Annotated in this window: 5 protein-coding genes and 3 pseudogenes; all 8 read left to right on the top strand. The window is 34.0% G+C overall.

The genetic code is table 11. The annotated features are described in order from the left end of the window. Window positions 1-1,460, top strand: a pseudogene (locus OLM54_RS03020) (RagB/SusD family nutrient uptake outer membrane protein). 69 nt (window positions 1,461-1,529) lie between these two features. Beyond that, a pseudogene (locus OLM54_RS03025) lies at window positions 1,530-2,899 on the top strand (glucoamylase family protein). 35 nt (window positions 2,900-2,934) lie between these two features. After that, the gene (locus tag OLM54_RS03030; protein ID WP_264537130.1) at window positions 2,935-3,624 is read left to right on the top strand and encodes a prolyl oligopeptidase family serine peptidase; all 690 of its coding nucleotides are present in this window, start codon (window positions 2,935-2,937) and stop codon (window positions 3,622-3,624) included. A gap of 42 nt (window positions 3,625-3,666) precedes the next feature. Next, window positions 3,667-5,933 (top strand): annotated as a pseudogene (gene bglX, locus OLM54_RS03035) (beta-glucosidase BglX). Window positions 5,934-6,108: 175 nt separating this feature from the next. Continuing rightward, the gene (locus OLM54_RS03040) at window positions 6,109-8,031 is read left to right on the top strand and encodes a family 43 glycosylhydrolase (protein WP_264537131.1); all 1,923 of its coding nucleotides are present in this window, start codon (window positions 6,109-6,111) and stop codon (window positions 8,029-8,031) included. Window positions 8,032-8,149: 118 nt separating this feature from the next. After that, on the top strand, window positions 8,150-9,538 hold the full coding sequence (locus OLM54_RS03045) for a M20/M25/M40 family metallo-hydrolase (protein ID WP_264537132.1): 1,389 nt from the start codon (window positions 8,150-8,152) through the stop codon (window positions 9,536-9,538). A 283-nt stretch (window positions 9,539-9,821) separates the two neighbouring features. Continuing rightward, the gene (locus tag OLM54_RS03050) at window positions 9,822-11,348 is read left to right on the top strand and encodes a tetratricopeptide repeat protein (protein ID WP_264537133.1); all 1,527 of its coding nucleotides are present in this window, start codon (window positions 9,822-9,824) and stop codon (window positions 11,346-11,348) included. 403 nt (window positions 11,349-11,751) lie between these two features. Next, on the top strand, window positions 11,752-17,895 hold the full coding sequence (locus OLM54_RS03055; protein ID WP_264537134.1) for a M4 family metallopeptidase: 6,144 nt from the start codon (window positions 11,752-11,754) through the stop codon (window positions 17,893-17,895). Window positions 17,896-17,937 lie beyond the last annotated feature (42 nt).

Raw genomic sequence — 17,937 nt, forward strand, 5'->3', positions numbered from 1 at the left:
ATGAAAAGATTATATATATCAATATTTGTGCTTTCTGGATTGTTTTTTTCCGGTTGCTCAGATGATTTCTTAGATGTAAACCCTACAGAGTCAGTTCCTGCAGATGTAGAGTTAGTAAATAATGATGCAGGAGCCAAAACTTTTGTAACAGCGATTTATAATCAGTTTTTAGGCTGGGATATGTCTTCTTTTGGTTGGAATGCCGTTTCAAGTATTATTTCAGATGATGCTGATAAAGGTTCAGATCCGGGAGATGCAGGTGGAGATAAAGATATTATCGATGCTTTAACCTATAACGCTTCAACTGCATCATTTCAATCTACGTGGAATGCTAATTATGCAGGAATAAACAGATGTAATCAGGCTTTAGCTATTTTTCCTAAGATGACTAAAGTTACACCAAGTTTAAAAGTAAGATTAGAGGGAGAGGCTAAATTTATGAGAGCTTTTATGTATTTTACTTTGGTAAGAGGATATGGTGGAGTTCCTATCGTTGACCACTTACCAGTTCCCGCATCAGAAGAAGACAGAATTATGCAGCTTACGCGTAAAACACCGGCAGAAGTTTATGCTTTTATAGAAAAAGATTTAACTGATGCGATTGCAAATTTGCCAGAGAAATCGGCTTATGGAGCAGAAGACAGAACACGTGTTTCTAAAGGTTCAGCTTATGCTTTACTGGCAAAAGTGAATTTATATCAAAAAAACTGGCAAAAAGTAATTGACAATTGTGATAAAGTTACAGGATATTCTTTAGTAGCAGATTACTCTTCTCAATATAAAAAAGAAGGAGAATTTGGTCCGGAATCTATTTTTGAGATTGATGGAATTGGAGGAACTTCTACTCGGGATTTGGAATTGGTAATTATTCAGTTTCTCAGGCTCCACGTGGTGCCGGAGGCTGGGGTTGGGGTTTTAATACGCCAACAGCAGGTTTAGCTAATGCTTATGAAGCAGGGGATGTGCGAAGAGCTGCGACTATTATTTTTAGAGGTTCAGTTTTATATGATGGAACACCAGTACCAGAATCTGTAGCAAATGCAAGATACAATTATAAAGCATATTCATCAGAATTTTATAATCAGGAATTTACAGATACTAATCTTAGATATTTAAGATATGCTGAAGTAATATTGATGAAAGCAGAGGCTTTGAACGAATTAGGACAAACACCATTGGCTATTCCGTTAATAAATCAAATTCGTAAAAGAGCAGGTTTAGGCGATACGCCTTTTACTTCTCAAGATGATATTAGAAAAGCAATCTATAAAGAAAGAAGATTAGAATTAGCTTTTGAACATGACAGATGGTTTGATATCGTTAGAACAGGTCAGGCTAAAGATGCCATGGCTGCAGATGGAAAAATATTCATTGTTGGAAAACATGAATTATGGCCTCTTCCAACTTCATTCATGAGAGAAGCGGATGGACTTTCGCAACAAAACCCTGGTGGTTACTAATTAAAATACTAAATCACTTCCTTCAAATCGAAGGAAGTGATTATTTATAAATTCCATAAATTTTTTATAATGATTAGAATTTCGGTTTTACTAATAGCTTTTACCTTTTTTGGTTGTGGTTCAAATACGGACAAATCAAAAGAGAATGCAGAAGGAAATACTGCTACTGAGAAATTATCTGATGAGCAACTTTTAAACGTGGTTCAAAAAGAAACCTTTAAGTATTTCTGGGATTATGCAGAACCAAACTCCGGATTAGCAAGAGAACGTTATCATCCTGATGGAGTTTATCCTGATAATGATGCAAACATTGTAACTACAGGAGGTTCAGGTTTTGGATTAATGGCTATTGTTTCCGGAATTTCACAAGGATATATTACCAAAGAACAAGGTGTTGAAAGACTAAACAAAATTGCTGATTTTTTAGGCAAAGCCGATCGTTTTCACGGAGCATGGTCGCATTGGATAGACGGAAATACAGGAAAAGTAAAACCTTTTGGAACCAAGGATAATGGTGGAGATTTAGTCGAAACTTCATTTTTGGTTGCAGGGATGATTACGGTTCGCGAATATTTAAAAGACGGATCCGAAAAAGAAAAAGCAGTAGCTCAAAAATATGATGCACTTTGGAAAGGTGTTGAATGGGATTGGTATACAAACAACAAAAACGTTTTATACTGGCATTGGTCGCCAACTTACGACTGGCAAATGAATTTTCCTCTAGAAGGATATAACGAATGCTTAATTACTTATGTTTTGGCTGCATCATCGCCAACACATACAATTGACGCTAAAGCATATCACGAAGGCTGGGCAAGAAGCGGCGGAATCGTTTCATCAAAAACAAAATATAATATTCCGTTAGTTTTAAAACACAACGGAGCAGAAGAATTTGGCGGACCATTATTTTGGGCTCATTATTCTTATGTTGGACTTGATCCAACGCAATTGAGCGATAAATATGCAAATTATTGGGATTTGAATGTAAATCAAACTAAAATCAATTATGAATATTGTGTAGAAAACCCAAAGAAAGGTTATAGTCCTGATTATTGGGGATTAAGTGCTTCATATTCAAGAAATCCTGACGGTTCGATAGGTTATAATGCACACATGCCAAGTAACGATCAGGGTGTTATGTCGCCAACGGCTGCAATAAGTTCAATTGTTTACACACCAAAAGAATCGATGGCTGTGATTCGTAATTTATATGATAATCATAAAAAAGAAACCTGGGGAACTGCCGGTTTTTATGATGCTTTGAGTTTACAGAATAATAACTGGGTTGCAAAACGTTATTTAGCAATTGATCAGGGCCGGAAGTTGTGATGATCGAAAATTATCGCACAGGATTATTGTGGAAATTATTCATGAATGCTCCCGAAGTAAAACAAGGTTTAGTAAAACTTGGATTTAAATCTGGAAAATACGGATTTTAATGGTGTTAAAAATTAAAAACAATATAGCGTTAATAATGCTTCTTTTTTCTGCGATGTGTTTTGCACAAAAAGAGACAAACGGAAAAATAAAAACAGTAATTGTAGCCAATTATGAATTAGGTTACGCTTTACATAAACCGGCTAATACAAAAGAGAAAAAGCCATTAATAGTTTTTATTTCCGGCGATGGAGAAAAAGGAACTGATATTGAAAAAGTAAAAATTCACGGACCTTTAAAATATATAAAAACGCATGCATTAGATGCTTATGTTTTAGCTCCGCAATGTAAAGAAGATGAAAAATGGAGCATTGAATCTATATATGAATTGATTTTAAAAATTCAGAAAGAGAACAAAATAGATCCTGACAGAATATATGTTACAGGTTTGAGTTCCGGAGGATGGGCAGCGTGGAATTTAGCGCTTTCATATCCTGAAAAGTTTGCTGCAATCGTGCCAATTTCCGGTTTTGTTGATTTGATAGAACAGGAAAACGCCTGTAAAATTGCCGCTATTCCAACCAGAATTTATCACGGATTATTAGACGATGTGGTAAAAGTAGATTATGCAATTTCGATTTACAAAGAATTGAAAAAATGCAATGCCAAAGATGTTCAATTGACCATTTTTGATGACGCAGGTCACGATAGCTGGACAAGAGTTTATGACAATCCTGAAATTTATGACTGGATGCTTAAACAGATTAAAACAAATACAAATAAATAAAAACAATAGAATGAAAAAGAAATTAGTCTTACTATTTTTAGGATGTGCTGTTTTGGGTTACGCCCAAAAAAGAACACTAAAAATGCCGTAAAAATTAAACCGAAATCTGAGTTTGTAGCCGAGTTACTTTCAAAAATGACTTTAGACGAAAAACTAGGGCAGTTAAATTTACCAACTTCCGGAGATATTACTACAGGACAAGCTAATAGTTCTAATGTTGCAAAAAATATTGCCGAAGGAAAAGTTGGAGGTTTATTCAACATAAAATCGGTACAAAAAATTAAAGAAGTTCAAAAAATTGCAGTTGAACAAAGCCGTTTAAAAATTCCATTACTTTTTGGTATGGATGTAATTCATGGTTACGAAACTACATTTCCAATTCCGTTAGGATTATCATGTACCTGGGATATGAATTTGATCGAAAGAAGTGCACAAATCGCAGCGCAGGAAGCAAGTGCCGATGGAATTAACTGGACATTTTCGCCAATGGTCGACATTTCTCGTGATCCGCGTTGGGGACGAGTTTCAGAAGGTTCAGGTGAAGATCCGTATTTAGGAAGCCAGATTGCAAAGGCAATGGTAAACGGATACCAACAACACGATCTTTCTAAAAACAACTCTATTTTAGCCTGTGTAAAACACTTTGCTTTATACGGAGCACCAGAAGGTGGACGTGATTATAATACGGTTGATATGAGTCATATCAGAATGTTCAACGATTATTTTCCACCTTACAAAGCCGCTGTTGATGCCGGTGTAGGATCAGTTATGGCGTCTTTTAATGAAATCGACGGAATTCCTGCAACAGGAAACAAATGGTTAATGACCGATGTTTTAAGAAAACAATGGGGTTTTAAAGGTTTTGTGGTAACAGATTTTACAGGAATTCCTGAAATGATCGAACACGGAATGGGTAATTTACAAGATGTATCCGCTTTATCTCTAAACGCCGGTGTAGAAATGGATATGGTTGGAGAAGGTTTTTTAACTACTCTAAAAAAATCATTAGACGAAAACAGAGTTACAATTTCACAAATAGACAATGCTGTAAAACTTATTTTAGAAGCAAAATATGACTTAGGATTATTTGAAGATCCGTATAAATATTGTGATGAAAAAAGAGCAAAAACAGAAATTTTTACAGCAAGCAGCAGAAAAGAAGCAAGATCAATTTCTGCACAGTCATTGGTTTTATTAAAAAATCAAAATCAGGTATTGCCTCTTAAAAAATCTGGAACTATTGCACTTATCGGACCATTGGCAGATGCTAAAGAAAACATGCCGGGAACCTGGAGTGTGGCGACAAAAATGGAAAATGCTATATCATTATTAGCAGGAATTAAAGAAGTTGCAGGAACTTCTACAAAAATATTATATGCAAAAGGAAGCAACTTAGATTACGATGAAACTTTTGAAACAAACGCAACAATGTTTGGTAAAACGTTACATAGAGATGGACGTTCTAAAGAAGAATTATTGGCAGAAGCTTTAAAAGTGGCAAATCAATCAGATGTAATTGTGGCAGCACTTGGAGAATCTGCAGAAATGAGCGGAGAATCAAGCAGCCGTACAAAATTGGAAATTCCGCAAGCACAAAAAGATTTATTAAATGCATTATTAAAAACAGGAAAACCAGTTGTTTTAGTATTATTCGACGGTCGTCCGTTAGTAATAACAGATGAAAATGCGACAGTTCCTGCTATTTTAAATGTTTGGTTTGCAGGTAGCGAAGCAGGTTACGCTATTGCCGATGTTTTATTTGGAGATGTAAATCCTTCCGGAAAATTGACTTCAACTTTCCCAAGAAGCGTTGGACAATTGCCAATTTATTATGCGCACAAAAATACAGGAAGACCACTTTCTAATACAGAAGGAAAATTTGAAAAATTCAGATCAAATTACATCGATGAAAGAAACGAACCATTATTTCCATTTGGTTTTGGTTTAAGTTATACATCTTTTGATTATTCAAACCTGAAAATTTCATCTGATAAAATGAACTTTAGCGGAAAATTAAAAGTAACTGTTGATGTTGCTAATACAGGAAATTACGACGGAAAAGAAACCGTTCAGTTATACATCAGAGATTTAGTTGGTTCAGTAACAAGACCGGTTAGAGAATTGAAAAACTTTCAAAAAATAACCCTTAAAAAAGGGGAGAAACAAACAGTAACATTTGATCTTACTGTTGAAGATTTAAAATTTTATAATTCTGATTTACAATTTGTAGCAGAACCGGGCTGTTTGATGTTTTCGTTGGAGGAAATTCAAATGCCGATAAGAAAGTTAGTTTTGAGTTAACTAAATAATTGGTTTGTTAATTAGTTATTGCCCTTCGTACTGGTTATACGGAGGGTTTTTTTATAGTTTTTTAGTCTGAAAATGTATTAAAAATAGTACGGATTTCAGATCAAATCTATGTCTTAATTTTTGCACCATTATCAATTTTAATTTTTGAAACACAAAACATAAAAAATAAAAGAAATGTATAAACTATCGTCTATATCGCTTTTGTTGCTTTTGATAGGATTTAATACCAATATCGCGGCACAAAAATCCAGTATTCCTGGCAAAACAGAATGGTTTGATCCTAATAAACCCGCATCAACGTATTGTAATCCAATCAATATTGGTTACAATTATACGACTTTTAATCACAACAGAATTCCGGAATCCCGACGTTCAAGTGCTGATCCTGTGATTATTACTTATAAAGGCGAATATTATTTATTTGCCACAAATCAGGCTGGTTTCTTTTGGAGTAAAGACATGTCTGACTGGAATTTTGTTTATGGAAGTTTTCAAAGACAGCCGGGAGATGATGATCAATGCGCGCCAGCTGCGTGGGTTGTAAACGACACTTTATTTTATGTAGGTTCAACATGGAAAAAAGATCATCCGGTTTGGAAAACAGCCGATCCAAAATCAGGAAAATGGGTACGACATGTTGATAAAGCAATGCTGCCAACCTGGGATCCTGCAATTTTTCAGGATGATGATAAAAAAGTCTATATGTATTATGGTTCAAGCGGAAAATTGCCTCTTGTAGGCGTAGAAGTAGATTATAAAACATGGCTTCCGAAAGGAAATCAAGCCGATTATGCACCATTATATGCCGCAACAGAAGTCGAAGATATTCAAAAACCATACGGTCAGGCAAAAGCAGTTGTTGGTTTAGACCCAACTTTGCACGGTTGGGAGCGTTTTGGACCAAATAATGATATGGAACCTGCGCCTTGGGGTAATTTTATTGAAGGCGCCTGGATGACCAAACACAACGGTAAATATTATATGCAATATGGCGCGCCGGCAACAGAATTTAAAGGTTATGCAAACGGAGTTCACGTTGGCGACAATCCGTTAGGACCATTTGTATATCAAAAACATAATCCGATGTCGTATAAACCCGGAGGTTTTGTAATTGGTGCCGGACACGGAAATACTTTTGCAGATAATTACGGAAATTACTGGAATACAGGAACATGCAAAATTTCGATAAAAGACCGTTTTGAGCGTCGTATTGATATGTTTCCTGCCGGATTTGATAAAGATGATGTAATGTATTCGAATACTTCTTATGGAGATTTTCCGATAACGCTTCCAACAAAATTGCGTAATCATGAACAGGGAGCTTCTTCGGGCTGGATGTTATTATCGTATAAAAAACCCGTGACAGTTTCGTCTTCTGAAGAATGTATGGAAGTGGAAACGCACAGAATGGATAACGGAGGAAAAAAAGTCTATGAAAAATTTTGCTACGGCGCGAACAATTTAACAGATGAAAATATTCAGACGTATTGGTCTGCAAAAACAAGTAATCCGGGCGAATGGCTGCAACTTGACTTAGGCAGAAAAATGCAAATAAATGCGTTGCAAATCAATTATGCCGATCACAAAGCAACGCAATACAATAAAGCAATGGATATTTATTATCAGTATAAAATCTATATGTCTGATGATGCTGTAAACTGGACTTTGGTGGTTGATAAATCTCAAAATGATAAAGATGTTCCGCATGATTATGTCGAATTATCAAAAGCAATTGAGGCCCGTTACATCAAAATGGAAAATATTCATAATGCTTCGGGATTATTTGCTGTTTCAGATTTCAGGGTTTTTGGCAACGGATTAGCCGCAAAACCAAAACCGGTTTCCAGTTTTAAAGTAAACAGAAATGCCAAAGATTCCCGTAATGCAATGATTACATGGAAAAAACAAAATGATGCCATTGGATATAATATTTATTACGGAATTGCTCCGGATAAATTATACAATACAATTATGGTTTATGATGAAAGTTTGTATGACTTTAGAGGTCTGGATAAAGGCACTACATATTATTTTACAGTTGAAGCCTTTAATGAAAACGGTATTAGTACAAAAACTAAACTTATTGAAGTAAAATAATTTTGTAACTAATTTTCAGAAAAAGGTTCACTAAATCTCCATGAGTTATTAAAAGAATTTTGTTCCTTTGTACAGCTATCAATAGCAGATTAAGTAACCTGAAAAAAGCCATTAACCTATGAAAAAAACGATTCTTTTAACTGTTTTAGTTTTAAACGGATTGACATCTTTTGCGCAATCAAATGATGAAAAAAACATTAAATTATTTTATAAAAAAGCCTTAACCGAGTCTAAATGTTATACTTGGTTAGAGTATTTGTCTAACGATATTGGAGCCCGTTTATCAGGATCTCAAAATGCACAGCTGGCAGTTAATTACACCAAGTCTCAATTAGAAAGTTTAGGACTTGACAAAGTGTATTTACAAGAAGTTATGGTGCCGCATTGGGTACGTGGTGAAAAAGAAACAGCTTATATTCTTGACGGAAAAATTAAAACTGTAGTGCCAATTTGCGCTTTAGGAGGTTCTGTAGCAACAGCAAAAACAGGACTTACGGCAGAAGTTATTGAAGTTCAGGGTATAAAAGAACTTGGTGAATTAGGAGATAAAGTAAAAGGTAAAATTGTGTTTTTTAACAGACCAATGGATCCGGAAAATATTGAAACTTTTAAATCATACGGAGCTTGTGTAGATCAGAGATTTGCAGGAGCAAAAGAAGCTGCAAAACTGGGAGCGGTAGGAACAATTGTTCGTTCTATGAATTTACGTTTAGACGATTTTCCGCATACAGGAGCTCAAAGTTATGGCGATTTGCCAAAAGAGCAATACATTCCAACAGCTGCAATAAGTACAAATGGAGCTGAGTTGTTGAGTAAATTCCTGAAAAGCAATCCGGCTTTGAAATTTTATTTCAAACAATCTTGCGAAACTTTACCTGATGCTTTATCATACAACGTAATTGGTGAAATAACAGGAACAGTAACTCCGGAGAATGTTATGGTAGTTGGCGGACATTTAGATTCTTGGGATTTGGCAGACGGTTCTCATGACGATGGAGCAGGGGTTGTGCAAAGTATGGAAGTAATTCGTATTCTTAAAAACTTAAACTACAAACCTAAAAATACGATTCGTGTTGTTCTTTTCATGAATGAAGAAAACGGCGGAAAAGGCGGTGCGAAATACGAAGAAGTTGCAAAACAAAAGAACGAGAATCATATTTTTGCTTTAGAAAGTGATTCAGGAGGATTTTCTCCAAGAGGATTTTCTATTCAGGCAGATGATGTAAACTTCAAAAAAATACAAGGGTTCAAAGACTTTTTTGAGCCTTACTTAGTTCATAGTTTTACAATTGGGCACGCCGGATCAGATATTGATCATTTAACGTCTAAAACGATCGTTAAAGCAGGTTTAAAACCAGATTCTCAACGTTATTTTGATTATCACCATGCAGCAAATGATAAATTTGATGCTATTAACAAAAGAGAATTAGAACTTGGAGCTGCAACAATGACAAGTTTACTTTATTTAATAGATCAAACAGGAATTGTACTTCCAACAGCGAATTAAGATTCTTAAAAAAAATAAACAAAAAGCCGTCTCAAATTATGTTTGAGACGGCTTTTTAATTGGATATTGATTATAATAATAGTCGTTTAAAATAGTTATAACTTCAAATTTAAGGCAATTTATATTTCTTCTTTTTAGTATTTATGTACTATTTATCCTATTTTTTTTATTTAAATTTGAAACATTTCTTTAGCGTTTTTCTATGATGACACGATTATTTTCTATATTATTTCTTCTTTCTTTTAGTATTCATTCACAGTCAACAAAAGAACTCATTGATAGCGTGAATAGTATCAGTGATCATCAAAAAAAGGTTGAACTGTGCAGTAAGATTGCATTAAGACTGCAAACAACAGATTGGGACAGAGCTATAAAGTACCTTGAATTAGCTGAAGCTGAAGCAAAAAAAACAAAGGAACCAGATCTCGCTTTAGCACAGGTTTACACTACGACGGGCAAAATGTATAATTCAAAAGATGTATTGGATATTGCTTTAAAATATTACCTAAAAGCATATGATATTTACAAAAATAATGATAACACTGAAGAAGTAGCAAAACTAGAAAACAATCTGGCGATTATTTATGCAGTAGGAAATAATAAAGAAAAAGCATTACAATATTTCTTAAATGTATATCGCTATCAACAATCTAAAAATGATTCGGTCAAGCTTATAAAAATATTAAACAATATAGGTACCTTATATCTAAAGAAAAATTTAGATTCTTCACTTTATTACTATCAAAAAGCTTATTTAATAAATAAGACGATAAAAGACAATGACCTAAAGGTCAATGTATGTACTAATATAGCACGTGCTTATGGTTTAAAAAAAGACAATAAAAATGCAGATTATTATTTTAATGAAGCCTTTTCTTTAGTAAACAAAGGGGTTAATAATACAGTAGAAGCTTTTGTATACGAGTCTTTTTCTGAATACAATCTAAAAGAAAAAAATTATGATGCTGTAATTGTAAATGCAAAAAAAGCACTGGAATTATGCAAAGAAAATCAGTACAGTTATTCCGGTTTAAACCTGAACAAAATACTGTATCAGGTATATGTTAGTAAAGAAGATTATAAAAATGCGGTTTATTATTTTCAGAAATACAATGCCATTAACGACAGTATAAATGTCGAAGAAAAGGCTGTAAACATAGAAAGAATAAAACTGGAGCAGGATTATAAAGTTCGAACTCAAATAAAAACACTTCTTGAACAAAAAAAGCGATTTAAGTATTATGTAGTTGGATTGATATTGGTTGTTGGCATATTGATTTTAATTATTTTACTGATAAAATTCCGAAACAGGAATATTAAAAATCAACTTGAAAAAGAGAAATTAAATACAAAGATGCAAGCCTTAAACGAAAGCCTTGAAGCCAAGAAAAAGGTTCTTATAGGGAAGGCAATGGCAGAAATACATCGTACCGATAATATTAATGAAATCCTTACTGATCTTAAACAGATTAAGCTTAAAACGGTTAATAAAGAAATGCAGCAAGCTATTGATATAGTTTTAAAGCGTTTGGAAAAGAATTTGAATACCGATATCTGGAAAGAATTTGAAATAAGTTTTGAACAGGTTCATAAATCTTTTTTTGACAAATTAACCGTCGATTATCCTTCACTAACTCCAAAAGACCGCAGGTTATGCGCGCTCTTATATCTCGATCTTACTACAAAAGAAATTTCTCAAATTACAGGGCAATCTTTTAAAGCTATTGAAAATGCCCGAACCAGACTTCGTAAAAAGTTTGATCTGACCAATGAAAAAGTAAATCTCTCTACTTATCTAAATACCATTTAGACCACATTAACTATCAATTTAAATTTAAGCTAAGTACTTGGTCTAGTTTGTTTTGTCTTATTTTGAGTGTTTTTTGGGTGATATTTTTTTGCCCGAGAGTGTTTTTGTAATAGTCCTTTTTTTCAAAAACCTATGCTGTCATTCTACATTTACTAAATCGATGTAAATAAAATTAGAATGAATCGGAAGAAAAAAAATAAACCTCCTAAAAGCTTAGAACAACTTTTAGAAGAAGCAAAAACAAAAAAGAAAACCCTCTTAAAGATTCTGGAAAAAATAACAAAAGGAAATTCTGAAAATCAACCTCCAAATTGATTTTCAGAAACCGCTTTTTTGGTTTTGCTATGAGCCATTGAAGTGTAATTAACCAAGCAAACTAGAATATTAATTTAAATTTAGAAAAATGAACCAAATTTACTACAAGACAAGGTATTTGTTTATTTTGTTAGGTTTCTTTGTCTGTTCCGTTGGAATGGCGCAGTCACCTTTACCAAATAAACTAAAAGGCAATGTAATAACAGCTCTAGGATCGCCTGTTACAAGCCAGAAAAAAACGGTTTCTACGAAAACCAATGATCCAAATTCGAATCAGAATAATAATCCAAATAATCTCTTTACTCAAAAAGAAGAAAAGATAAACGGAAAAGAACTTTCAGCCGAAGAAAGCGAATCAGTGTTGAAACAAGCACAACAAAGTCAAAATTTATTTGAGCAAAAACTAACGAATAGTATTGCGAAAACAAACGCACAAGATTCAGTTAATACAAAGGTGAGATCTTTTGCTAAATCATCAAATTTGACTGCAAAAAATATATTTGAAGTCAAAAAAGGAGAGTTTGATTTATCTGCATCTGATAAAATGCAGTTAAAATCAATTTCTGATAATCATGGCAGAACGCTGGCAACTTATCAGCAAATGCATAACTCAGTTCCTGTTGAAGGAGCAATATATAAGGTTAGAGAAAATAAAACTAAAATTGATGCATTTGGGGCTACAGCTAAGAAGTTGACTGTAAGCAGCAACTATAAAATAAGTGCAGCAGCAGGTTTAGAGATTGCCCTGAAAACGGTAAATGCCAAACAATATATTTGGGAAAGTAAAAAATTAGGAGCCTTATTAAATAAAGATATAAGCACGAAACCGAAAGGTGAATTGGTGTATGTTGGACCTAACTTTTCTTCTGAACTAAAAGATTATTATCTGACCTGGAAATATGATATTTATGCTATAAATCCACAATCGAGCCAGACCATTTATGTAGATGCAAACACAGGAAAAATAATTCTTATCATTGATTTAAACCGGGATTCAAGTATTAAAGGTTCAGTTCAAAGTATTGGAAAAGGTAAATCTCGATATGCCGGAGAAGTTACTTTTAATACGAAACAATATGCTGATGGATACCGATTAGAGGCGCTACAGGGAAAATACAATGTGCCAATTGTAACCTGGAATATGAATCATGCAAATCAGGCTTCAGATGAAGTAATCACGGAGTTTATTGATGACGATAATATTTGGAATGAACTGCACAATAAAGATAACGATGAAGTTGCCATCGATATTCATTGGGGAATGCAAAAAACCATAGAATATTATGGTGAAAAATTTAATCGAAATAGTATCGATAATAAAGGAATGACCATTATTGGTCTGGCACATTTAGGCACTAATGTTGAAAATGCTTCGTGGACTGGAGGCTGGGCACAATTTGGAGATGGTTACAACACGCCTTATGTTGGTTTAGGAATTACTGCCCACGAATTAACTCACGGTGTAACACGTTTTACAGCCGGTTTAATTTATCAGGGAGAATCAGGTGCTTTAAACGAATCTTTCAGCGACATCTTTGGCGTAGCCGTTGAATTTTATGTTGGGAGAGAATCAAGTAAAAATATTTGGCTGCTGGGTGATGAATTGTACACTCATGGAAGCATGAGAAATATGGCGAACCCAAAAGCGCAGGGTCAGCCTGATACTTACGGAGGTAAAAATTGGGCAAATCCGCTAGACATAACGTATGATAATGGAGGAGTTCACATTAACAGTGGAGTTACAAATTACTGGTTTTATCTTTTAAGTGAAGGAGGTCAAGGTGTAAATGATCTTAATAACAGTTATGATGTTAAGGCTATTGGTCTTGCAAAGGCAGAGAAAATTGCCTACATAACGCTTACGGAGTATTTGTCTCCGTCTTCAAACTTTAGCGATATGCGCCAGGCGACCTTAATGGTTACAGAAGATTTGTACGGATTAGGTTCTGAAGAATACAAACAAGTTACCAATGCCTGGTATGCTATTGGTGTTGGAACTGCTTTTACAGATAAGCAAATAGTAATTGTTTCAGTTGAGAATCCTGTTGAAACTTGTGGTTCTTTAAAAGGGAACGAACCTTTTTATGTTAAAATTAAAAATACGGGATCTGTTGTAATTAAAGCAAATGAGATTTTAAATTACAAATTGAGATTAATGATGATTGGTTTTGGCAACAGGCTGACTACTCAATACACTAACGATAGTACAATTAGCTTTGCTAAAGATCTGGCGATCGGTGAAGAAACTACCATAAAAATTCAGGAAAATATTCCTTACATAACAAGCGATACGAAGTTAAACTATGTTGAAGTTAAATTTGATTTTAATCCTGTTATAGAGTTTGGTGCAAAAGACGGAATTTCTTTTGTTTCAAGTTTTATGGTTATTTCTCCGCAAAAAGATTTCGATCTTAAAGTTGTGGGATTAAATCTTCCGTCATACTCCGGTACAGCATTGTCAGCAAAGCACGCATTATCAGTTACGGTTTATAATTTAGGATGTCAGGATTTACCTGCCGGATCTAAATTAAAAATAGGATATGCAAATACACTTGCCGGGAATGAAACAATCTGGAAAGAAATTACATTGAGTGATGTTTTTAAAGGAAACTCAGAAATGACAATTCCTTTTGATAGTACGATCGATTTATCACCAATGGGTTTACATACTTATGAAGCTTTTGTATCCTACAGTCAGGATCCTGTAGCAACTAATAACAGTGGCATAAGTGCTGTTTACAGCGGTATTGTAACTCAATTTCCATATACTCAGGATTTTGAAAGAACATCCGGAGGCTGGTATTCAAAATCGCTGGCTACAAATCAAAAATTTGTATGGCAGGCATCTTCTCATACGTTTAGAGACACTAAGTCTAAATATTTATGGGCGACTGTAAATCTTGCTAATCCTTCTGAAAGAATGGAACTAAATGCAGATTTTACATTGCAATCGCCAGTATTTGATTTTACGAATATTGCTTTTCCGTATGTTGAATTTGATATTGCCACTTTGTTTCATAACGGATATGATGGATTAGTTGTAGAATATTCTGAAGATAATCAAAATTGGAAAAAAGTTACAGGTATTGATTATCCTTCAACTTTACATTACGATGAAAAAGGTCTCTTGTCAGGACCATGGTTTACAGGAATTGAAATTGATTATAAGAAAATGCCAATTGGAATGCGTTTAAATGACCTTGCAGGTAAAAAAGGCGCTATTCGTTTTCGTGTTGCCACAGATAATTATAGGGATGGATTCATAGGTGCATATATAGACAATATTCATATAGATAATGCACCTTATGATTTAGTGCTTTTGGATGCAAGTATAGATGCTGGCAGTTGTAAAATTGATAATAATAATGCAAAAATAACGACCAAAATCATCAATAATTTTGCAACAGCGGCTGAACAGGTTAATTTTACAGTAAAAATTCTTGATAGTGCAAAAAATGAAGTTTTTTCAAAAACAGAAAAAGCATCATTAGTCTTTACTAAGTTTAGAGATACCATAACGTATTCTATTCCCAATATTGACTTAAAAAGCATTGGTGATAATACCATTACGGTTACTGTATTTCCTGATGATGTGACTCAGGATGTTAGACCACAAAATAATACTTATACCTTTAATTACGATAATTGGGACAATGAAGATATGAAAATATCGGTGCTTCCATATATAATGGATTTTGAAGATGTGACCAAATATAAAGGCTGGAGAACTTCTGAAAACAAAGGCGCTGCAGGCTGGAAACATGGAACATATTTAGAGTTAAGATCTCCAAGTTTTTTCTTAACAGAGCACACAAAATTTATGGCGAGTAACGATGATATTTGTAATTGTGACTCATCAAATGATATGCTAACCTCTCCTGTGTTAGATTTGAGCAATTATAAAGAAGCACACTTAACATTTGATGCTTTTGGAGATGGCGCGAGACTTTCAGACGGATATGTAAAAGTAAGTACAGATGGAGGTAAAACCTGGGAAACGGTTTTTAAAATGTATTATATCAATAATTGGATAGAATATCACGTAGATTTAACCCCGTATGCAGGAAAACCTTGTGTTCTTGTAGCATTTCAGCATGATGATAACGGATTATTTGCAGATGGTTTTGCAGTAGATAATATTAAGTTTACAGAGAAATCAGAATATTTGCAATTATCTAATTTAAGTGTACCTGAAACTGTTTATGAAGACTCACCTTCGCACCAATTTTTTATAGCGGCAAGAAATGTATTTTATAAAAAAGTAGAAAAAGCTGAAATCGAATATCAAATTACTCAAAATGGTAAAGCTATTGGTGAACCGGTTACGTTACAAAGAAATGATCAGATACAGCAATATCAAACTATTGTTTATACACTGGACAATATCCCGCAGTTAGCAGCAGGAAATTATGAAATTACGGTAAAAATAATTACAAACGGACAATCAAAAGCTGAGGCAGCAACCCTTACAAAATCTTTTGAGGTTATTGCAAAAGCACCAGGCTTAGATATTGAAACTTTCTCAAATGTAGCCCAAGGCTCACTATTTGGATCAAAAGGATATACATCAAATCAAAGTGATGAAAATTATCCTTGGAGAAATGTTACACAACCTGATAGTGCAACCGTAACGATTCCTCGAAAAGATCATACAGAAGATGCTTCTGCAATGATGCTTTACAGTCAGCTTGAATATTATGCTATGTACGGAGAATTAGTTTCTCCAATGTATAAGTTATCTGAAAATACAACTGCTTTAGAATTTTATTATGGAATGCAATGCAATTATATCAATTCTTTTGGTATCGATATTAAAACTGCAGGCGGCGAATGGACTGAAATATGGAAAGACTCTAAGCAAGGAAGTTATGTAGACACCGAATGGCAAAAAGGAGCAGTAAACTTAATTAAATATGCAGGAAAATCTGTGATGCTGCGATTTAGACATGCTAAAGAAGGTGGATATTCTTATATGGTGTTAGATGATTTAAAAATAATCAGCGAACCTGTTTTAGATGTATCAGTAGAAATATTGTCGCCAAGAGATGTATGTGGCGGATCTGAATTTAAAGTGAAGTTAACCAATGAAGGACAAATTGCAATTGCAGCAAATACAATTCAATTAGATGTAGAATATAGCAACACAAATGAAGCTATTTCAGAATCTGTTGAAGCTGGAATTCCGGTTGGCGGAAGCATAGAATATATTTTGAAAAAACAAATAAAACTTGATGATAGCGGAGACTCTCATGTATTTAATGTGAATGCAAAATTAGAGAATGATGCTATCCAGCAAAACAATGAAATAAAAAACTATATCTATCAGGGAGTACCATCAGATTTTAAAATATTTGATAATACGGTAATTCATGGGTATACAGGTAAAACTTTATATGTTGATGCTCAAACTAATATTAGTGCTAAAAAATTAAAAGCTGTTTCGTACAAATGGAGTACAGGTGATGTTTCCAACGGTATTGAAATAACCAAAGCAGGAGATTATACGGTAACATTAGAAATGAAAAATGGCTGTACACTTACCGAAACAATAACGGCAACATTCGACACTTTCGAATCTGAATTAGTAAGTGGAGTTGCTTGTGGTCCTGAAGTTGTTTTAAATCCTGGAAAATATAAATCGTACGAATGGTTTGATGGTTCAACGGAACCAACTATTACGATAACAAAAAGCGGGGATTATTTCGTAACGGTTTATAACGAAAATGGAATTGGTAAAACGTTTAGTACGACTGTTTCAATTGATGAAAACGTTGTACCTGAAATTCAGATTGCAGGCGATAAAAAACTAACCGCTTCCATTAACGCAGCTTCTTACCAATGGTTTTTAAATGACAGACCAATACCAAATGCAACTGAAAAATCGATAATTACAGTTTGGGAAGGAAATTACAGCCTACAGGTAACAACTAAAAACGGATGTAATAATGTTTCGGCTTCATTTGATTCAAAAGGAATGCTTCTTGGAAAAATAACAAACCTTTTCAGAGTGTTTCCTAATCCGGCTGTTGATATTGTAAACATTTTTCTGGCTGATAAAATTGAAGGAGAAATACAAATCAGCATTTACGCAATAGACGGTAAATCAGTGTGGAATAAAACGTATACGAGTTTACCATCAACTCTAAATATAACTGCTTTAAGTCCCGGAGTTTATGTTTTAGATTGCAGTATACAAGGGAAGAGATACACAGCCAAGATTATTAAGAAATAAAAATAAAGATAAAAGAATGGTAACTCTCATTTTTTGGAGTTA

The organism is Flavobacterium sp. N1736 (assembly GCF_025947065.1).
Lineage (GTDB): Bacteria > Bacteroidota > Bacteroidia > Flavobacteriales > Flavobacteriaceae > Flavobacterium.